21 protein-coding genes and 1 pseudogene are annotated in these 19,120 nt (G+C 72.2%); 8 read left to right on the plus strand and 14 right to left on the minus strand.

Translation table 11 applies throughout. The features are described from left to right. Positions 1–349: 349 nt before the first annotated feature. Both AC27L3_RS05410 and AC27L3_RS05415 read right to left on the minus strand, forming a co-directional pair. Positions 350–1,444: a GNAT family N-acetyltransferase gene (locus tag AC27L3_RS05410; RefSeq protein WP_487233168.1), complete on the minus strand. Its 1,095-nt coding sequence runs from the start codon at positions 1,442–1,444 to the stop codon at positions 350–352. Positions 1,445–1,446: 2 nt separating this feature from the next. After that, entirely contained in the window at positions 1,447–1,899 is a 453-nt protein-coding gene (locus tag AC27L3_RS05415) for a hypothetical protein (RefSeq protein WP_487232874.1), read from the minus strand. A 316-nt stretch (positions 1,900–2,215) separates the two neighbouring features. Here AC27L3_RS05415 and AC27L3_RS05420 point away from each other — a divergent pair, with 316 nt between their 5' ends. Both AC27L3_RS05420 and AC27L3_RS05425 read left to right on the plus strand, forming a co-directional pair. Beyond that, on the plus strand, positions 2,216–3,052 hold the full coding sequence (locus AC27L3_RS05420) for an SGNH/GDSL hydrolase family protein (RefSeq protein WP_487232875.1): 837 nt from the start codon (positions 2,216–2,218) through the stop codon (positions 3,050–3,052). A 218-nt stretch (positions 3,053–3,270) separates the two neighbouring features. Continuing rightward, positions 3,271–3,561 carry a hypothetical protein gene (locus AC27L3_RS05425; protein ID WP_487232876.1) on the plus strand — a complete coding sequence of 97 codons (291 nt, stop codon included), beginning with the start codon at positions 3,271–3,273 and terminating at the stop codon, positions 3,559–3,561. A gap of 81 nt (positions 3,562–3,642) precedes the next feature. Here the strand turns inward: AC27L3_RS05425 and AC27L3_RS05430 are convergent, their stop codons facing one another. The 3 genes from AC27L3_RS05430 to AC27L3_RS05440 are packed head-to-tail and all read right to left on the minus strand — an operon-like array spanning position 3,643 to position 6,337. Beyond that, positions 3,643–4,392, minus strand: a complete 750-nt coding sequence (locus tag AC27L3_RS05430; RefSeq protein ID WP_487232877.1) for a GntR family transcriptional regulator — start codon at positions 4,390–4,392, stop codon at positions 3,643–3,645. A 28-nt stretch (positions 4,393–4,420) separates the two neighbouring features. After that, positions 4,421–5,758, minus strand: a complete 1,338-nt coding sequence (gene hmgA / locus AC27L3_RS05435; RefSeq protein ID WP_487232878.1) for a homogentisate 1,2-dioxygenase — start codon at positions 5,756–5,758, stop codon at positions 4,421–4,423. A gap of 60 nt (positions 5,759–5,818) precedes the next feature. Beyond that, positions 5,819–6,337, minus strand: a complete 519-nt coding sequence (locus tag AC27L3_RS05440; RefSeq protein WP_487232879.1) for a DUF2165 domain-containing protein — start codon at positions 6,335–6,337, stop codon at positions 5,819–5,821. Between the two features lie 122 nt (positions 6,338–6,459). Between AC27L3_RS05440 and AC27L3_RS05445 the strand changes: the two genes are divergently transcribed. Both AC27L3_RS05445 and soxR read left to right on the plus strand, forming a co-directional pair. After that, entirely contained in the window at positions 6,460–7,074 is a 615-nt protein-coding gene (locus AC27L3_RS05445; protein ID WP_487232880.1) for a TetR/AcrR family transcriptional regulator, read from the plus strand. A 15-nt stretch (positions 7,075–7,089) separates the two neighbouring features. Next, positions 7,090–7,539 carry a redox-sensitive transcriptional activator SoxR gene (gene soxR / locus AC27L3_RS05450; RefSeq protein ID WP_487232881.1) on the plus strand — a complete coding sequence of 150 codons (450 nt, stop codon included), beginning with the start codon at positions 7,090–7,092 and terminating at the stop codon, positions 7,537–7,539. Positions 7,540–7,605: 66 nt separating this feature from the next. Here the strand turns inward: soxR and AC27L3_RS05455 are convergent, their stop codons facing one another. Both AC27L3_RS05455 and AC27L3_RS05460 read right to left on the minus strand, forming a co-directional pair. Further along, a complete protein-coding gene (locus tag AC27L3_RS05455) occupies positions 7,606–8,217 on the minus strand; it encodes a hypothetical protein (protein WP_487232882.1) in 612 nt (203 codons plus the stop codon). Between the two features lie 180 nt (positions 8,218–8,397). Beyond that, positions 8,398–9,744, minus strand: a complete 1,347-nt coding sequence (locus AC27L3_RS05460) for a serine-threonine protein kinase (protein ID WP_487232883.1) — start codon at positions 9,742–9,744, stop codon at positions 8,398–8,400. A 238-nt stretch (positions 9,745–9,982) separates the two neighbouring features. Between AC27L3_RS05460 and AC27L3_RS05465 the strand changes: the two genes are divergently transcribed. Further along, entirely contained in the window at positions 9,983–10,594 is a 612-nt protein-coding gene (locus AC27L3_RS05465) for a TetR/AcrR family transcriptional regulator (protein ID WP_487232884.1), read from the plus strand. A 4-nt stretch (positions 10,595–10,598) separates the two neighbouring features. Here AC27L3_RS05465 and AC27L3_RS05470 read toward each other — a convergent pair whose 3' ends face one another. The 4 genes from AC27L3_RS05470 to AC27L3_RS05485 all read right to left on the minus strand — a co-directional run bounded on the left by AC27L3_RS05470 (position 10,599) and on the right by AC27L3_RS05485 (position 14,519). Then, positions 10,599–11,879: an acyl-CoA dehydrogenase family protein gene (locus tag AC27L3_RS05470; protein WP_487232885.1), complete on the minus strand. Its 1,281-nt coding sequence runs from the start codon at positions 11,877–11,879 to the stop codon at positions 10,599–10,601. Between the two features lie 9 nt (positions 11,880–11,888). Further along, positions 11,889–12,917: a phosphotransferase family protein gene (locus AC27L3_RS05475; RefSeq protein ID WP_487232886.1), complete on the minus strand. Its 1,029-nt coding sequence runs from the start codon at positions 12,915–12,917 to the stop codon at positions 11,889–11,891. A gap of 116 nt (positions 12,918–13,033) precedes the next feature. Beyond that, the gene (locus AC27L3_RS05480; protein ID WP_487232887.1) at positions 13,034–13,975 is read right to left on the minus strand and encodes an MBL fold metallo-hydrolase; all 942 of its coding nucleotides are present in this window, start codon (positions 13,973–13,975) and stop codon (positions 13,034–13,036) included. Positions 13,976–14,066: 91 nt separating this feature from the next. Beyond that, entirely contained in the window at positions 14,067–14,519 is a 453-nt protein-coding gene (locus AC27L3_RS05485; protein ID WP_487232888.1) for a MarR family winged helix-turn-helix transcriptional regulator, read from the minus strand. Between the two features lie 139 nt (positions 14,520–14,658). On the opposite strand from AC27L3_RS05485, the gene AC27L3_RS05490 reads away from it, so the two are divergent. Beyond that, a complete protein-coding gene (locus tag AC27L3_RS05490; protein ID WP_487232889.1) occupies positions 14,659–16,158 on the plus strand; it encodes an MFS transporter in 1,500 nt (499 codons plus the stop codon). A 38-nt stretch (positions 16,159–16,196) separates the two neighbouring features. Next, on the plus strand, positions 16,197–17,123 hold the full coding sequence (locus AC27L3_RS05495) for an NADP-dependent oxidoreductase (RefSeq protein WP_487232890.1): 927 nt from the start codon (positions 16,197–16,199) through the stop codon (positions 17,121–17,123). Between the two features lie 138 nt (positions 17,124–17,261). Here the strand turns inward: AC27L3_RS05495 and AC27L3_RS05500 are convergent, their stop codons facing one another. Both AC27L3_RS05500 and AC27L3_RS05505 read right to left on the minus strand, forming a co-directional pair. After that, complete coding sequence (locus AC27L3_RS05500; protein WP_487233169.1) at positions 17,262–17,501, minus strand: Imm1 family immunity protein; 240 nt, start codon at positions 17,499–17,501, stop codon at positions 17,262–17,264. 34 nt (positions 17,502–17,535) lie between these two features. Beyond that, positions 17,536–18,112: pseudogene (locus AC27L3_RS05505) on the minus strand (transposase). A gap of 87 nt (positions 18,113–18,199) precedes the next feature. Between AC27L3_RS05505 and AC27L3_RS05510 the strand changes: the two are divergent. Continuing rightward, the gene (locus AC27L3_RS05510) at positions 18,200–18,688 is read left to right on the plus strand and encodes a hypothetical protein (protein WP_487232891.1); all 489 of its coding nucleotides are present in this window, start codon (positions 18,200–18,202) and stop codon (positions 18,686–18,688) included. Positions 18,689–18,760: 72 nt separating this feature from the next. Here AC27L3_RS05510 and AC27L3_RS05515 read toward each other — a convergent pair whose 3' ends face one another. After that, a complete protein-coding gene (locus AC27L3_RS05515; protein WP_487232892.1) occupies positions 18,761–19,090 on the minus strand; it encodes a hypothetical protein in 330 nt (109 codons plus the stop codon). Positions 19,091–19,120 lie beyond the last annotated feature (30 nt).

Here is a 19,120-nt window from a genome sequence, read left to right on the forward strand (position 1 = left end):
GGGGTACTCGTCCTTTCCCGGACGGTAGGAATCACCGTACGGGCAGGGCGAGTTGGCAAATACATCGTGCCGCGCGGCGCGCGACTCGGCTCTCCACTGGACGGCCGAGCGCGGCACCCCCTGCCGCGCCCCGCGCCGGACACCATCGCGACGCTGTCAAGCCCTCCCCGGAGCCGCTGAGATACATGATGGGCCGATGCGGGTAGATGTACGACGGTATTGAAGCTTGAGAGAGTATGGCAAGAGGTGGGTTGGAGACTCCTCCTTTGGTGTTATTTGCGCCTATGCATCCATCCACCGCCGTCCGGCTCTTGACGCCGCATCGGCCGGGATGCTTGACCGCGGCCGGTCAGCCGCGCTCCCGTATCCGGCCCACGCGCTTGAGCAGCCGGTCGGCGTGCTCGAACAGCTCCGGCCGGGACTGCACGGTGTTGCGCAGCGCCCGCACCGGCGCCCGCCGCGCCCGGTAGCCCAGCGCCACCGGATGCCGCCGGGTCACCCAGCCCTCCGAGACGCTGAGCTCACGGGTCTTGAGCGAGTCCTTGTACGCCTTGTCGCCCCGCCCCAGGTCCAGGTACGCCAGCCCCTCGGCCGCCGCCCCCTCGGCCATCCGCAGGTGCAGCACCAGGCCGGGGGAGTACTTGGCGAAGTCCGGGTCGTACGCCGGGAACCAGCAGGCCAGCACCGTCGGCGAGCGCAGCCCGAAGTGGGCCGCGACCGGCCGCCCGGCCGCGTAGAGCACCGACAGCAGCCCGCTGAAGGACGGCGTACGGGTGTGGAAGAGCTGCTCGACGAGATGGGCTATCCACGGGCGCGCAAACCGGTCCGCGCGCCCCGTTCTTCGGTACTGTGCCGACTTCCAGTTGGTCAGCACGCGCAGCATCGCCGGATCGCGCTCGTCGTGCACGTACCGGACCTCGCCCACGTCCCGCCCCAGCCGGCGCTCCTTGGCCAAGGTGGTGCGCGTGAACTTCGGCGACTGCTTGCGCAGCGCCGCCAGGTACCGCTCGAAGCCCTGGTCGACGTCGATCACGGGCGAGGCGTACGACCCGGAGGCCGTCACCTCGAACGGCTTCTGCCCCTCGATCAGGTGGTCGAACTCCCACAGGGAGAGCCCGCAGGCCGCGAGCAGCTCGCGGGTGTCCCACTGGAAGCCCGGCCGGTGCACCAGGCCCTGGGCGTCCGAGACGCCCAGCCCGATCGCCTGGCCCACCCCCATCGAGGTGCGCTGGAAGGGGAAGAAGGCCACCGCCTCGCCGTCCTCCCGCACGACCGCTATCCGCGCCCCGCGCCGGCAGCGCCCCACGGCCAGGGCGAACTCCGGCGCGAGGAAAGGATTCGCGAGCTGCGGCGAGCCGTCCTCCACGGCCCTGGCCTGCAGGGCCGACCACGCCGCCCGGTCGGCCGCGGTGAGCTCGCCGGGCCGGTACACGCTGATGTCCACGGTCACGACGCCCGACTTCTCGAGGCGCGCCCCCGATGGCGCCGCGCCTGTGCCAGCAGGAAGAGCAGCAGGCTCATGCCCGCCACCGCGGCCACACCGCCGCGCACCGACCAGGCGTGCAGGGCGAGCATCACCTGGGCCACCAGCAGGTCGGCCGCCAGGGCCCCGCCCGTGGCCACCACGGCCCGGCTCAGCGGGTCCAGCCCGTCCAGCAGCGCCGCCACGGCGCACGCCGGCGCCACGATCAGATAGAACAGGGTGAACGGCGCCCGCAGCGGAGAGGCGATGTCCGCGAGGGCGAGGGCCCCGCCCACCGCGGCGACCACCGCCGCCGCGCCCGCGGTGACCGGCAGCGAGTCCGCGGCCGGCATCCTCCGGCAGCGGCCGGGCCCCGGGCGCGCACCACCCGGCTCCGTCGAGTCGTCCAGACCGGTGAGATCAGTGAAGCTCTGCATTGGCGACTTTGCCCCCCGAAGCGCCGGATGCCGGGCTTCAATGTCGCGCAGCGGACAAAGGCCCGTCAAGATGTGAAGGCTGTGCGAACGGGTGTTGCCGAACGGCTCCGGCGGCGTGCCACCACAACCGGAAGATGTCCGTCGAATGAACAGTATGCCCATCTGACGCTCAGTCAGTCCGGCCGTTTTGTGAGCAAATTCGTTTGGTTGATCGATCGACGGGTGTCGTCCGATACAAAAATTGTCATGGACACTTCCAGCGACACCGGGGCGCTGCTACCACGGTGAGGGCGATGACCCCTGCTAGGGAGGTTCCATGAAACTGATCCGCCTCGCCGGCGCGCTCTCCGCGCTGGCCCTCACCGTCACCCTCACCGCCGGCGGCGCCGCCACGGCGCAGGCCGCCGAACAGACCTCAACCCCCGCCTACGCGGCCCTCGGTGACTCCTATTCCGCCGGCCTGGGGGCGGGCGGCTACGACTCGGCGAGCGGCGACTGCAAGAGAAGCGCGAGAGCGTACCCCGCCCTGTGGGCGGCCGCGCACGCCCCCGCGCGCTTCTCCTTCGCCGCCTGTTCGGGGGCCCGTACGGGTGATGTGCTCGACGAACAGCTCTCCTCGCTCTCCAGCGCCACCGGGCTGGTGAGCATCAGCATCGGCGGCAACGACGCCGGCTTCGCCGACACCATGTCCACCTGTGTCTTCAACGGCGACGGCCCGTGCCTGGACCGCATCGCCAAGGCGCGCTCCTTCATCCAGAACGAGCTGCCCGCCAAGCTCGACAGCGTCTACTCGGCCATCAGCTCCCGAGCCCCCCGCGCCCAGGTGGTCGTGCTCGGCTACCCCCGCTTCTACCGGACCGGCGGCACCTGCGTGGGGCTGAGCGACACCAAGAGAAAGGCGATCAACGCCGCCGCCGATCTCATCAACGCCGTCACCGCCAAGCGCGCCGCGGACCACGGATTCCGCTTCGGTGACGTCAATACGACTTTCGCCGGACACGAGCTGTGCTCCGGCAGCGCGTGGCTGAACAGCGTCACGCTCCCGGTGGACGAGTCCTACCACCCCACCGCCTCCGGCCAGTCCCGCGGCTACCTTCCGGTCTTCTCCTCGGCGGCCGTCCCGGGCGCCCAGCCGGCCCACCGTCGGCACTGAGAGTGATTTAGGGTGAATCTATCGGAATGTAGCGTGATTGTCCCCCCTTCCGTGGCGTATTGTCCCGGGCAACAACCGCTCGGTAACGGCAGGTTCACGTCAGCCCTGTCAACGCCCTTGACGGGGTGGTGAATCGGCCCCGCGAATGCGCGGGTGACGCGATGGGGCGATAGGGTTACCCTGCCTGGGCCGGGTGCCTCGTACGGGTGGGGAGTCTCATGGATCAGATAGCTATGCGCAGCAGGGCGCGTGTGCCTGCCATCAGTTACGGGAGCAGTGCGTCCAGTGCACGGCTGGAGCGCCACCTCGCGGTGCTGTCCGGGCCCGCCCTGCCGCAGCGCGACGTCGAGGGCGCCACGGTGCTGATGCGGGAGATCACCTCCCGTGACCAGGCCCGTGGCGGCCAGGAGCGCAGCAGCCAGAGCCGTACGGCCAAGGTCTCCCTGCTCGCCCCGCTGCGGCGGCTGCGCCGCACGCTCTTCGGCAGCCGCAGCGGCTCCCACGCCTGACCCGCACCCCCGGCGTCCTGCTCCCGTACGGCCCGCCCCTTTCCCCGGGGGCGGGCCGCCCGGCCCCGGCATCCCGGCCGGTCAGTGGGCTTCGAGGGTGACGGTGAAGGAGAAGCGGTCGCCGCGATAGCGGATGCGCGCGACGTCGACGACGCGGCCCGCGTCGTCGTAGGTGATCCCGGTGTAGTGCAGGATCGGGCTGAGCAGCGGCACCTGGAGCAGGCGGGCCGTCTCCGGGTCCGCCAGCCGTGCCTCCACGGTGTCGGTGATACGGCTGATCGTCACGCCCACGGCGTCGCGCAGCACCTTGGTCATCGGCCAGCGGACGAGGTCGGCGACGTCGATGCGGCGGGCGAGGTCGGGGCGCACCACGTTCTCCGCCCAGTTCGTCGGCTCGCCACTGGCCCCGTCGCGGCGCAGCCGCCGGTAGGCCACCGCCTCGGTGAGGTCCGGGAAGTGCTCGGCCAGGTCGGGCGGGACGGGCACCGGGCCATGGTCGAGCAGGTCGGTGCGCTCGCCGGACTGCTGGGCGACGATGGTGTCCACCGAGCCCAGCAGCCGTACCGGCGCGCCGCGCCGGGCGCTGGGCTCGATGAACGTGCCGCGCCGGCGGTGCCGGCTGATGAGCCCCTCCGCCTCCAGCTCCTTCAGCGCCTGCCGCATGGTCAGCACGCTCACGCCGTAGTGCTCGGCCAGGGCGTCCTCGGTGGGCAGGCGCAGCGGGTCCTCCGGGCGCCGGCCGAGTATGGAGGCGCGCAGCGACTGCGAGACCTGGTACCACAGGGGCAGCTTGCGGTTGAGGGCGAGGGAGTCGGGGGCGAAGAGGGTCACGGCGGCTCCGACAGGCAGGAGGGCGGGTCTACGGGTGGCGGAAGTGGCGCTCCAGACCCTGCCACACCCCGTCGTAGCCCCGCTGCAGGTGGTCGGCGCCCGCCGCCTGCTCGGTGAGGGTCACCGGCCAGCGGGTCTCGAACATGAAGGCCAGGCCGTCGTCGATCTTCTGGGGCACCAGCTCGGCGGCGCTCGCCTTGTCGAAGGTCGCCCGGTCGGGGCCGTGCGCCGACATCATGTTGTGCAGGGAGCCGCCGCCGGGCACGAAGCCGCCCTTGCCGGCGCTCTTGGCGTCGTACGCGCCCTCGATCAGGCCCATGTACTCGCTCATCACGTTGCGGTGGAAGTACGGCGGCCGGAAGGTGTCCTCGCCCACGAGCCAGCGCGGCGCGAAGACCACGAAGTCGACGCCGGCCAGGCCCGGGGTGTCGGAGGGCGAGGTGAGCACCGTGAAGATCGACGGGTCCGGGTGGTCGTAGCTGATGCTGCCGATGACGTTGAAGCGGCGCAGGTCGTAGACGTAGGGCACATGGTTGCCGTGCCAGGCGACGACGTCCAGCGGGGAGTGGTCGTAGGTGGCGCTCCAGAGGTTGCCGCAGAACTTGTTGACGACCTCGACCGGGCCCGGGGCGTCCTCGTAGGCGGCCACCGGGGCCAGGAAGTCGCGGGCGTTGGCCAGGCCGTTGGCGCCGATCGGGCCGAGGTCGGGCAGGACGAAGGGCTGGCCGTAGTTCTCGCAGACGTACCCGCGGGCGGTGGCGTCGAGCAGTTCGACCCGGAAGCGCACGCCGCGCGGGATCAGTGCCACGTGTCCCGGCTCCGCCCGCAGCAGGCCGAACTCCGTGCGCAGCAGCAGGGCGCCCTGCTGGGGGACGACGAGCAGCTCGCCGTCGGCGTCACTGAAGACGCGGTCGTGCATGGAGGCGTTGGCGGCGTAGAGGTGGACGGCCATGCCCGTGCGCTGGGTCGCGTCGCCGTTGCCGCCCAGGGTCCACAGGCCGGCGAGGAAGTCGGTGCCCTCGGCGGGCTCGGGCAGCGGATCCCAGCGCAGCCGGTTGGGGTCGGGCACGGTCTCGGTGAAGGGCGCCCCGCGCAGCGCGCCGTTCGCGACGCGGGTGAAGGGCGGGTGGACGGCGGAGGGGCGGATCCGGTACAGCCAGGAGCGGCGGTTGTGCCGGCGGGGCTCGGTGAAGGCGCTGCCGCTCAGCTGCTCGGCGTACAGCCCCAGCGGCGCCCGCTGCGGCGAGTTGCGGCCGTGCGGCAGGGCGCCGGGAACCGCCTCGCTGCTGTGCTCGTTGCCGAAGCCCGGGAGGTAGGACAGCGCCTCCGCGGTCTTCCGGGCCTGCTCGTTGTCGGTACCGCTCATCGCGTGCTCCCACTGCCGACGGATTCCTATGGACGACCGTAGGATTAGTGGGCGGGCACGTCAATGGATGTCCCGGCCGTGCCACTGCGGCGAGGGCAGCTGGATCAGCAGCAGGGTCAGGCCCGCGAGGAGGACGTTGCGGGTGGCGGCCTGCAGTCCGTTCCACTTCGTCGACTGCCACATCGCGAACCACTCCCCGCCTATGGCGAGGAATCCCAGCCCGAACAGCAGCAGGAGCATCACCAGCCCCACGGTGGTCAGCCGCCGCGCCGGACCGTAGCCGGACCGGTGCGCCAGGGCCCGCAGCCACAGCGCCGTGGCCGCCAGCAGGACCAGCGCCGCCACCGTCTCCCAGACGATGACGGCCACGTAGGCGGCGTCCTGCAGCGTGCGGTCGGTGATCGCCCGCCACATCAGATCGGGATCCTCGAAGGTGGTGTCCATGGCCAGCACGTGCCGGACGAATTCCTGGTTGGTGCCGAAGTCGGTGATGTTGCCGAAGGCGACGAGCGCGATGTGGACCGCCACCGTGGCGGTCAGCGCCGTGGCCGCCCCCGCGAGGGTGCGCCCGGTGGTCATGGGGGCATGCTGCCCGCCGCGGCCCCCCGGCATGCCGCCCGGCCGCCGGGCCCGCCCCTGAGCGAGCGCTCAGGGGCGGGTATGGTGGCCGGACGTCTCGTCGCCGAGGAGGGGGCACCGCCATGGGCGCGCAGGCACGACCGACCGGGGAATGGGCCGACGTCACGCCGGACGCGGCCCGCCGGCTGCTCACCGCCGCCGTGCAGTCGTTCGCCGAGCGCGGCTACCACGCCACCACCACCCGCGACATCGCCGGCCGGGCCGGCATGAGCCCCGCCGCGCTCTACATCCACTACCGCACCAAGGAAGAACTCCTCTACCGCATCAGCAGCGTCGGGCACCGCCTCGCCCTCGACGTCCTGCGCCGCGCCCACGACACCCCCGGCACCCCCGCCGAGCGCCTGGCCGAGGCCGTGCGCCGCTTCGTGCGCTGGCACGCCGAGCACCACACCACCGCCCGCGTCGTGCAGTACGAGCTCGGCGCGCTCGGCGAGCAGCACCATGCCGAGATCCTCGCCCTGCGCCGGGAGACCGACGCCGTCGTGCGCACCATCATCGAGGACGGCGTCGCGGCGGGCGACTTCGACGTCCCCGACGTGCGCGGCACCACGCTCGCCGTGCTCTCCCTGTGCGTCGACGTCGCCCGCTGGTTCACCACCGACGGCAGGCGCACCCCGGCCGAGGTCGGCGACCTGTACGCGGACCTGGTCCTGCGCATGGTCGGCTGCCGCACCTGACATACAGTCGGGCACGTGCCGCAGATATCCCGACAGATCCACGAGCTCACGGTGGGGCAGCTCTCCGCACGCAGCGGCGTCGCGGTCTCCGCCCTGCACTTCTACGAGTCCAAGAAGCTCATCACCAGCCGGCGCACCGCCGGCAACCAGCGCCGCTACACCAGGGACGCGCTGCGCCGGGTGGCCTTCATCCGCGCCTCCCAGCGCGTGGGCATCCCGCTGGCCACCATCGCCGAGGCCCTGGCGACCCTGCCCGACGGCCGCACCCCCAACCGGGCCGACTGGGCCCGGCTGTCGGAGGAGTGGCGGACCGAGCTGGAGCAACGCATCGCCCAGCTGACCAAGTTGCGCGACCACCTCGACAACTGCATCGGCTGCGGCTGCCTGTCGCTGGACGCGTGCGCGCTGTCCAACCCCGACGACCGCTTCGGCACGCTGGGCGGCAGCGGCTCGCTGCTCACCTGATGCGCCGGCGGCCCCGCTCCGCCGGCCCGGTGGTTCCTGCGCTCCCCGGCGGTCCGGGGAGCGCGCTCATACCGCCGCGTACTGCTCGGCCAGGGCGAACCTGCGGGTCGCCGACAGTGCCGCGGGTGTGAGCACGGACGTCGGCACCACGATGCCGCAGTCCGTGCAGACGGGACCTTCGAGGGGGTAGCGCTCCAGGTCGGTGCGCCACTCGATGCGCTCCTGCGCGCAGACCGGGCAGGAGCGCCCCGGTGCGGACTCCATTGCGGCTATGACCCTGCGCAGGACGTCCGCCAGGCGGGCGTCCGGGGTGACGTCGGGCGAGGCGCAGGGCACGATGTCGCACCCGCCCCAGGTGTTGCGGTGCCAGTCGTCCACCGCGCTGGGCTGGCGGATTCCCTCGTGCTTCTCACGGCGGCGCCGGCCGGCGAACTCCACCTCGTACGCCAGCCAGACCTCCCGCGCCTCCTCCAGCTCCGCCAGGGCCGCGATCAGCCGGGCGGGGTCGGGGGCGCGGTCGTCCGGGGCGATGCCGGCACGGGCGCACAGATGGCGCCAGGTCGCCCGGTGCCCGTACGGGGCGAACCGCTCCAGGCACTTGCGCAGGGACGTCCTGCGCAGGGCGATGCTGTTCCGCGGATTGCGCACCTCTCGTGCCAGTGCTCTGAAACCTGCCACTGCATCCCACCTCCGGCGGCGCGGACTCGGATCGACATGGAAGGGACGTAACTCGTCGCCGATCGGATCCCTTCGGGGAACCGGGCCGGCCCCGCGGGCCCGCCCGGCTGCAGGCTCTGCTACCCCGGCAGCGCCCCTCGATGTGGCCCCGCCGCGAAGACGGCCGCTTCGCGCCCGTTGTCAGCGCATCACGCGCCCCGCCAGAAGGGCCAGGCGGGCCAGTTCGGCGTGGCAGATGTCGCTGTGCGCGCCCGAGGGCGGGCCCCCGAGCCGTACGACCGCGGCGGCGTCGACGTTCACGCAGCCCGTGGCCGGCAGCGGCCCGGCCAGGGCCTCGGCCAGGGACATGTGGGCCGTTCCGGCCACGGCCTGCACGCCGTCGTGGCCCATCGCGCCCCAGCGGGCCGCGTCCACGCCCAGCAGGGTCTCCGGGCGTACGGAGTCGGCGTCGCCGGAGATGAGCGAGGCCAGCGGGTAGAGCACGCCCAGCGCCGTGTCCAGGCGCGAATGGCAGCACACCACCGGGCCGTCCACGCGCGCCTGCAGCTCCTTGAGCGCGCCTGCCTTGCCCGAGTCGAACGGCAGCCGCGAGGCGAACGCGTAGTGCGAGAAGGCGCCTTGGAGGAGCGTGAGGGAGCCCACGCACCGCGCGCCCTCCGGCAGCCCGCGCAACGCGAACGCCACGAGCCGTGCCCCGAAGCTGTGCCCCACCAGGTGCACCCGCACGCCGGGGCAGCGCGTCGCCAGCGCCCCCAGCGCCGGGCCCAGGCCCGCCTGCCCGACGACGCCCGCCCGGCGCTTCATCTCCCAGTACGCCGCCTGCCGCAGCAGCTCCAGCGCCCCGGCCCACAGCCGCCGCACCGCACCGAACAGGTCGGTGCGCGCCACGCCCGCGAGCGCGAGGGCCTCGGCGAAGGCCGCGCACACCCGCTCGGGGTCGCCGGCGAACATCATGGGCTCCGCCGGCTCGCCCGCGCCCTCCTCCAGGTCGTAGGACCAGGCCGCGGAGCCCGCGCCGCCGTCCGCGGCGCCCTGCCGGCCGGCGGTCGTCAGCCGGTGCGCGAGCCCCACGAACTCCGCCAGCCGCACCGGGTCGTCCGGGCGCCGCTCCAGCAGCTCCGCCAGCCGGTCCAGCAGTGCCTCGCTGCCGGGGAACACCCGCGCCAGCGCCTGCAGCGTGGCCGGCTCCAGCACGGGCCACGCGGCCTGCGGCGCGGTCGCCGGCGGTGCCGGGAAGTCGGGGACCGGCTCGTCGGTGAAGCGCATGGACGGCCAGATCACACCCGTGTAGCCGAGGCCGCCGGGGTGCGCGGCACCGGCGAGGAGGGTGGGGAAGGGGGCGAAGAAGCGGCGGTAGAGGGCGGTGGCCGAGGCGCGGGTGTTGTTCCACCCGTGCGAGAAGACCACCAGATCGCTGAGCCCGTTCTGCGCGACGCCCCCGAGCAGGGCGTCCCGTTCGCCGGGGTCGCAACGGCCCTCGGCGTCGAAGGTCAGCTCCCAGTACGGCCGCACGCCTATGTCCGACATCCCGTCCCCCAAGTCGCCGCTCGTTCGGGGCGCATCGTCCTGCCGTCAAGAGGGGGTGTCCAGCCGTTCCGGCGGCCCTTCACCCATTGGTGAGCAGCGGTACGAGCCCTTGTGCTACGGGCAGTTGAACGGATGCGGCCGAAGCCCCGGCGCGACCGCCGGTCGCAGTGGCAAGATCCTGAGCGTGAGCCGCGCACCCGGCGCGGCCGCCCCGCGGACGGAAGGCAGGTGGCGGCGGATGAGCAGCAGAACGGCGACGGCCGGAGCGACGGAGAACGACGGCAGACCGGTGCCCCAGCGCCTGCTGGCCGCCGCCACCCGCCTCTTCGCCGAGCGCGGTTACGACCGCACGTCCGTGCAGGAGATCGTGGAGGCCGCGGGCGTCACCAAGGGCGCCCTGTACCACTACTTCGGCTCCAAGGACGACCTGCTGCACGAGGTCTACGGGCGCGTCCTGCGCCTGCAGCAGGAGCGGCTCGACGGGTTCGCGGGCGCCGACGCGCCCGTCGAGCGGCGGCTGCGCGAGGCGGCGGCCGACGTCGTGGTGACCACGATAGAGAACCTCGACGACACGAAGATCTTCTTCCGCTCCATGCACCACCTCTCGCCCGAGAAGCTCAAGCAGGTGCGCGCCGAGCGCCGCCGCTACCACGAGCGGTTCCGGGCCCTGGTGGAGGAGGGTCAGCGCACCGGGGTCTTCAGCCGGGCCACGCCCGCCGACCTGGTGGTGGACTACCACTTCGGCTCCGTCCACCACCTGGGCAGCTGGTACCGGCCGGACGGGGCGCTGACCCCCCGCCAGGTGGCCGACCACCTGGCGGATCTGCTGATGCGCGCCCTGCGCCCGTGAGGGGTCAGGGCCGCCGGGGCCGGTAGCGGGCCAGCTCCCGGCGGGCCAGCGACCGCTGGTGGACCTCGTCGGGCCCGTCCGCCAGGCGCAGCGTCCGGGCGGCGGCCCACAGTTCCGCCAGCGGGAAGTCCTGCCCCACCCCGCCCGCGCCGTGCAGCTGCACGGCCCGGTCGACGATGTCCGCCACCGTCCGCGGCGTGGCGATCTTGATGGCCTGGATCTCGGTGTGCGCCCCGCGGTTGCCGACGGTGTCCATCAGCCATGCGGTCTTCAGCACCAGCAGGCGCAGCTGCTCGATCGCCACCCGCGCGTCGGCGATCCACTGCTGCACCACGCCCTGGTCCGCCAGCGGCCCGCCGAAGGCGGTGCGCTCCACCGCGCGCCGGCACATCAGCTCCATGGCCCGCTCGGCCATGCCGATCAGGCGCATGCAGTGGTGGATGCGGCCCGGCCCGAGCCGGGCCTGGGCGATGGCGAAGCCCCCGCCCTCCTCGCCCACGAGGTTGGCCACCGGTACCCGTACGCGGTCCAGGACCACCTCGGCGTGGCCCCCGTGGTAGTGGTCCTCGTAGCCGTAGACGTGCATCGCGCGCCGCACCTCCACGCCCGGGGTGTCGCGCGGCACCAGGACCATCGACTGCCTGCGGCGCACGTCCGCGGCGCCGGGGTCCGTCACGCCCATGACGATCAGGATGCGGCAATCGGGGTGCAGGGCGCCGGAGATGTACCACTTGCGGCCGGTGATGACGTACGCGTCGCCGTCGCGCTCGATGCGGGTGGCGATGTTCGTCGCGTCGGAGGAGGCGACGTCCGGCTCGGTCATGGCGAACGCCGAGCGCATCTCGCCGGCCAGCAGCGGCAGCAGCCACCGTTCGCGCTGTTCGGGGGTGCCGAACTGGGCGAGCAGTTCCATGTTCCCGGTGTCGGGCGCCGCGCAGTTCACGGCGGTGGGGGCCAGCTGGGGGCTGCGGCCGGTGATCTCGGCGAGCGGCGCGTACTGCAGGTTGGTCAGCCCGGCGCCGTACTGCTCATCGGGCGCGCCGTGTTCGTCGGTGAAGCTGTGACCGTTTGTGAAGCTGTGTTCGTTTGTGAAGAAGAGGTTCCACAGCCCGCGGCGGCGGGCCTCGGCCTTGAGTTCCTCGACCACCGGCGGCACGTCCCAGGGCGAGGCGAGCGCGGCCCGCTGGGCCGCGGCGGTGGCCTCCGCCGGGTACACGCACTCCTCCATGAAGGCCAGCAGTCTCTCGCGCAGCTCCTCGGTGCGCGCGTCGAACGCGAAGTCCACGTGGCCTCCTCAGCCCGTACGCAGGGTGGTCAGTCCGCCCTCGATGAACTGCGGGACGAGCTCGCCGATGCGGTCGAAGCCCGTACCGACGGTCTGCCCGAGGGTGTAGCGGTAGTGGATGCCCTCCAGGATGACGGCCAGCTTGAAGTAGGCGAAGGCCGTGTACCAGGGCAGCGCGCCGATGTCCCGGCCGGAGCGGTCCGCGTAGCGCCGGGCGATCTCGGCGGGGGAGGGGTGGCCGGGGGCGTCGCGGGTGGTGCTCACCGGCGAGCCCGGCACCGCCGTGAGGCTGCTGTACATCATCAGCAGGCCCAGGTCGGCCAGCGGGTCGCCGAGCGTGGACATCTCCCAGTCCAGCACGGCCCGTACGGTGTCGTCGTCGCCGACGAGCACGTTGTCCAGGCGGTAGTCGCCGTGCACCACGGCCGGTGCGCCGGACGCCGGCAGGGCGGCGGCCAGCGCCGTGTGCAGCTCGTCGAAGCCGGCCAGCTCCCGGCTGCGGGACGCCTCCAACTGGGCGCCCCAGCGCCGCAACTGCCGCTGCAGGAAGCCCTCCGGCCGCCCGAAGTCCGCGAGCCCGACCGCCGCCGGGTCCACGGCGTGCAGGGCGACGAGGGTGTCGGTCAGGTGCAGCACCACGGCGCGGGTGCGCTGCGGCCCGATGGCCGAGAGCTGCCGTGCCGAGCGGTACGGCGTGCCCGGCACGAACTCCATGACGTAGAACGGCGCCCCGAGCACGTCCTCGTCCTCGCACAGCAGCACCGGCGCGGGCACCGGCACGTCCGTGCCGCGCAGGGCGCTGATGACGCGGTGCTCGCGCCGCATGTCGTGGGCGGTGGCGAGCACGTGCCCCAGCGGCGGCCGGCGCACCACCCAGCATCCGCCGGCGTCGTCGGCGACGCGGTAGGTGAGGTTGGAGCGCCCTCCCTCGATCAGCTCGGCCCGCAGCAGCCCGGCGACCAGCCCGGGCCGCTGTCGGTCCAGGTACGCCCGCAACCGCTCGGGGTCCAGGCCCGGTGGTGCACCGGCACGGCTCATCGCGCGCTCCTTCACGGGGGTTGCCCTCGGGTGACGCCGATCATGATGCCGACCAGTCGGTATGGCGTCCAGAGGTCGACGGGGCCGACGAGGCCGACGGGGCCGCGGGGCGCGGCCTACAGGTGGCAGGCGACCGGCTTGCCGCCGTTGAGCTGGGCCATGTCGCCGAAGACGGTGGGCACGTCGAGGGGCGAGCCCGGGGGCAGGCCGTCGAGTTCGGCGTAGGCGCGGTGGAGGTTGGCGACCAGGCGCTCGCTCTCCTGCAGGGCGGCGAACTCGCCGAGGTCGGCCTCGCGGGCCGCTTCCAGCGGGGTACGGCCGGCCGCGCGGGCGGTGCGGGCCAGCTCCTGGACCCGGCGCAGGTACGCCTCGACGGTGTCGTACGCACTCGGGTCGGTGACGCGGCCGTGGCCGGGGACGACCACACGGGCGTCGAGGCCCCGCAGCACGTCCAGGGCCCGCAGCCAGCCGCTGATCGAACCCATCATGGCGAAGGGCGTGCCGCCGTTGAAGACCAGGTCGCCGGTGAAGACCACGCCGTGCTGCGGGAGGTGGACGATGGTGTCGCCGATGGTGTGGGCGGGCCCCGGGTGGATCAGGCGCACCTCCGTCCCGCCCAGGTGCAGGGTCATCGCACCGGTGTAGGTGACGTCCGGCGCGGTGACCTCGACGTGCCCGTAGTCGATCTGCGGCCAGGCGGCGTGCAGTTGCAGCCCGGCCGCCAGGGTCTCGCTGCGGCAGGCGGTGTGGCCGACGACGGTGGCCGCCGGGGCGAAGACGCAGTTGCCGTAGGTGTGGTCGCCGTGGTGGTGGGTGTTGACCACCGTGGTCGGCAGGGGCGCGCCGCTCGCCAGCACGGCGTCGCGCAGCAGCAGGGCGCGGCGCTCGGTGGCGGCCGTGTCGATCAGCAGGGTGCGCCCGCCGTCGGTGACGAAGCCCGCGTTGTTCAGGCACCAGCCGCCGTCGGGCTGTACGTAGGCCGTGACGCCGGGCGCGAGCGGGACCGTGTACGGCTCGGTTGCGTGCTCCCCGTCCCGGGGCGTGGTCGTGCTGGTCATCGGCGCCTCCCTGGGTCGTCCGCCGCGGGGTGGGGCGGATGCGGCCGCCCGCCAGGATACGGGCGGGCGGCGGGCGGCAGGTGACCGGTCGTCAGGCGCGGCGCTCCCGGCCGGTGGGCTCCAGGCCTGGGCGCAGCCGCTCCAGCAGCCCGTAGAGCACCGTGCGCTCCTGCTCGTCGAGGGTGTCGAGGGCGCTGTGGGTGGCCTGCATCTCGGCGCGCACCCGGCGGATGGTCTCCCGGCCCTCGTCGGTGGCGACCACGTTCTTCACCCGGCGGTCGCAGGGGTCGGGCTCGCGGCGCACCAGGCCGCGGGCCTCCAGCCGGTCGACGATGCCGGTGACGTTGGAGGCGTCGCAGACCAGCACGGTGGCCAGGCCGCGCATCGGCACCGGCCCCTTGAGCTGGGCCAGCAGCTTGGCCTGGACGGAGGTCAGGCCGTGCCGGGCCGCGGCGGCGGCGAAGTCCTGCCACTGGGCGGTGCCGAGCGCCGCCACGAGCTCGAGGAGCTGGGCCTTCGACGGGGGCGCGGGGGGAGTGCTCATGCCCTGGAGTCTACTCAAGAGGTTGAGTTCTTAAATCATTAACTTGACTATCTGAAGTATCCGGGCGTACGGTTCCCGGGTTGCTTGACGATTTCAAGCATCCATGTCGTGAAGTAACACGAAGGAACCCCGCGTACCCATGTCCTCCGACTCCCGCGCCACGTCGTCCGCCGGCAGCAGGGCCGAGACCAGAGTCGTCTTCGCCCTGAGCCTGGCCGCCATGGTCGTCTCGATGATGCAGACGCTCGTCGTGCCGATCCTCGGCCTCATCCAGAACGACCTGCACACCAGCTCCGCCAACGTCAGCTGGGTCACCACCGCCACCCTGCTCTCGGCCGCCGTCTTCACCCCCCTGCTGGGCCGCTTCGGCGACCAGCACGGCAAGAAGCAGACCCTGGTCGGCGTGCTGATCGTCATGGTCGCCGGCTCCGTCCTGGCCGCCGTCACGCACTCCCTGCCCTGGCTGATCACCGGCCGGGTGCTGCAGGGCGCCGCCACCGCGATCTTCCCGCTCGCCCTGTCCGTGCTGCGCGAGGAGGTCCGCCCGGCGAAGCTGCCCGGCGCCATGGCCATGGTCAGCGGCACCCTCGCCTTCGGCAGCGGCCTGGCCCTCGTCGCCACCGGCCTGCTCACCTCCGGTGACCACCCCGACTACCGCAGCGCCTTCTGGCTGGCCACCGGCCTGGCCGCGCTCGCCCTGATCGCCGTCGTCACCCTGGTGCCCGCCACCCGCGAGACCACCGGCGGCCGCACCGACGTCCTGGGCGCGCTGACCCTGGCCGCGACCCTCATCCTGCTCCTGCTGCCCATCACCCAGGGCCACGAGTGGGGCTGGTCCTCCACCCGGACGATCGGCTGCTTCGCCGGCGCCGCCGCCATGGCCGCCGTGTGGACGCTGGTCGAGCTGAAGGTGCGCGAGCCGCTCGTCGACATGCGCATGTTCGCCCACCGCCCGGTGCTCTTCGCCAACCTCGCCGGCCTGCTCGTCGGCTTCGGCTCCTTCGCCCTGTTCATCGGCGTCTCCTACCTCGTCCAGATGCCGTCGAAGGTCACCGGCTACGGCTTCGACGCCAGCGTCCTGCGCGCCTCCGTCGAGTACCTGCTGCCCTCCACGATCGTCTCGCTGCTCGCCGCCCCCGTCGGCGGCCAGCTCGTCCGGCACAAGGGCCCGCGCCTGGTCCTGCTGCTGGCCTCCCTCGTCGGCACCGCCGGCTTCGCCTGGATCGCCCTCGACCACGACCACGCGTACTCCGTCATCGCCGCGGGCATGTTCGTCGGCGCGGCCATCAGCCTCGGCTACGCCGCCATGCCGGCCGTCATCGTCGCCAGCGTGCCGCACCACCAGACCGGCATAGCCAACGGCATCAACTCCATCTCCCGCTCCACCGGCAGCGCCATCGGCAGTGCGATGATCACCACGGTCCTCGCCTCCAAGAGCATCGAGCACCTGCCGCCGGGCGTGCCCAAGCTGCCGGCCGAGAGCCAGTTCGGGCTGACGTTCGTCATCGCGGGCGCCGCCTTCCTGCTGGTCTCGCTGGTGGCCTGGCTGGGCCTGCGCACCCTGGCCACCCGGCGGCCGGCCGCGGTGGCGGACGCCGGCGAGGCCACGGAGGCTGAAGCCGTGCCCGCGACCCGCTGAACCACGGCCCGCTGTCCCCCTCTGGAAGGAGTCACCCCATGAAGGCAGTCAGCTACCGCGCCTACGGCGGCCCCGAGGCCCTCGAGTACGGCGAGCTGCCCCGCCCCAAGGTCGCCCCCGACTCGGTGCTCATCGAGGTCAGGGCCGCGGCGGTCAACCCCGTCGACTGGAAGGCCCAGGCCGGCTACCTCGACCCCCTCCTGGACGCCGTCTTCCCCGTCGTCCCCGGCTGGGACGTCGCCGGCGTCGTCGTCGAGCAGGGCGTGGACGCCCCCGAGTTCGCGGTGGGCGACGAGGTCATCGGCTACGTCCGCAAGGACGTCCTCTCCGGCGGCACCTTCGCCGAGTACGTGGCCGCGCCCGTGCGCACGCTCGCCCGCAAGCCGGCCAACCTGACCTTCGAACAGGCCGCCGGCCTGCCGCTGGCCGGGCTGACCGCCTACCAGGCGCTGCGCGCCGCGGACGTCGGCGAGGGCGACACCGTCCTCGTCCACGCCGCCGCCGGCGGCGTCGGCTCCCTGGGCGTCCAGCTCGCCCGCCACCTCGGCGCCCGCGTCATCGGCACGGCCAGCGAGCGCAACCACGACTACCTGCGCTCCCTCGGCGCCGAACCCGTCACCTACGGCGACGGCCTGGCCGACCGGGTCCGCGCCCTCGCGCCCGAGGGCGTGCACGCGGTCATGGACTTCGTCGGCGACGGTGCCGCCGCCACCACGCCGCAGGTCGCGGCCGAGGGCGGAGCCCGCCTGGTCTCCATCGCCGACCCGAAGACCACCACGGCCCTGGGCGGCCGCCTGCTGTGGGTCCGCCCGGACGCCGCCGACCTCACCGCCCTCGCCCACCTGGCGGAAGCGGGCGTCCTGACGGTCGAGGTGGCCGAGGTCTTCCCCCTGGAGAAGACGGCGGACGCACAGCGCCTGAGCGCCCAGGGCCACACACGCGGCAAGATCGTGGTGCGGGTGTAGCCCTGCGGGACTCGCCGTTCCGGACGGTGGGCAGGTGGAGAACCACGAAGCACCTGCCCACCGGGCCGCACTGCCCGAGGTCGGGATGGGTACTGCCATGGAATGCCGCACGCCCACTGATCTGCAGGAGGCTGCTCATTACTTCAGGAGATCCCAGTCGATTTCCGGGTCTTCGGTGAAATCTACGATAGACGGCCGGTCGAGGCGCTGTCCGTTTGCGTGGCCCTCGGTCCAGGTAATGCATTCTGGTCGATCCCCTGAGCGGGCGTGGCAGAATTCTTCCAATGCCGCGCGAATCCGGGAAATCGGCAGCGTGCTGGCGGGGTCGTGGAAGAGTGGGTATCCCGGATCCGAGACGACCCGCGGGTGCCGAATTATTGAACCAGACCTTCATTCGTAGCCCTTGCAACGGCTAACACAATGAGCTGAGTTGTCGGTGGGCGGTCAGACAGCAGGCGAGTTTCAGGAAGGCTTCGTGGACGTCGGCCCGACGTTCCCAGCGGGCCCGCAGACGTCGGAAACCATGCAGCCACGCGAAACTCCGCTCGATGACCCACCGGTAGGTACCCAGCCCCGTGCCATGCCGGGCCCCGCGTCGGGCGATCGCGGGCACGATGCCGCGAGCGTGGACCTGGTCGCGATAGACGTCGTGGTCGTAGCCGCGATCGGCGAAGAGCGAGTCGGGCTTGCGGCGCGGCCGGCCCACCCGGCCGTGGACCGGCGGGATCGAGTCGAGCAGGGGAAGTATCTGGGCGACGTCGTTCCAGTCGCCCAGCCTGCGCCAGCAGGTCATGCCTGAGCCGAAGCCCAGCTCTTGGGGCAGGTACTTCCACTGGACGCCGGTGTGCAGCACGTACAGGAGTCCGCACAGCACGTCCCGGTCAGGCAGCGGCTTGCGCCCGGGGTACCGGGACCGCCTCTCTCCTCGGCAACAGCGGTTCGATCCGCTCCCACGGCTCATCTGACACGACCCACGGCGACGCCCCCATGCCCTGACCAACCAGCAACGGTCGGGCTGGGACACGATGACCGGTTCGGATACCGTCCTCGCGAGCGAGTTCACCAGGGGGAGATGAATGAAGGCAGAGACCGTCACGGCGATATGCGCAGTCGTGATCGCTGTCGCGTCACTAGGCGTCTCGGTCTACCAGACGCACGCCATGCGGCAGCACAACCGCCACTCGGTGCGCCCGATACTCCAACTACACCGCGGCTGGGCAGTGGGCGGCAGGGCAGGGATCCGGCTCATCAACTCGGGACTCGGACCAGCGGTGATCGTCGACAGCACGCTCATCGTCGATGACGAAGTGATCGGCGCCTGGAACAAACTCAGTGTCGACGGCGTCCGCGACCGCCTGTCGGTGCGCCCATCCGCTGTGACTTTCAACAACGGAGAGGTCATCGCCACCGACTACGAACAGTACTTGTTGAGTGTCGTGAGCTATGACCCGCAGAACGACGCCGAAGTCAAGGACCTGATCGATCGACGGCTCACGCTCACGATCCGCTACGAATCCCTGTACGGCGGAGAGAACTACACAGCCGTCCTACGCCCCGTCCCTTGAGGGGCCACCCCGCGCCGTGCCACAGATCATTCTGTTAGCGGCTGTCAGAGCGCCCAGCGCAATGAGGTGGTGCTACCAGCAAGCGACGCACTTGCTGAGGTCTTCCGAGAGGAAGAGGAGGAAACGCCTCTGCGGTCCGGTGATGGTCGCCATATGGACCCGGGCCATTCCTGCGGCTCGGAGTCTTTCGACAGCTTCGGCCAATCCGGGCCGGGAAGGCGCGATGCCCATCTCGCGCATGGATTCCTGCCGCGCTGACCAGTTGGCCCAGAGCAGGCTGGCGGAAGCTGTTGTGTTCAGATGGACTTCGAAGCCGGCGCCTGCCTCCAGCTCGGCAAGGGCTGCACATGCGGAGACGCTGCCGTCGCGAGCCAGTATGGAGCGCAGGGTGTCGCGGCTCATTCGATCAGTGTGCCGGACCCGCATCCGGGC

Source organism: Streptomyces sp. PKA51 (assembly GCF_057552455.1).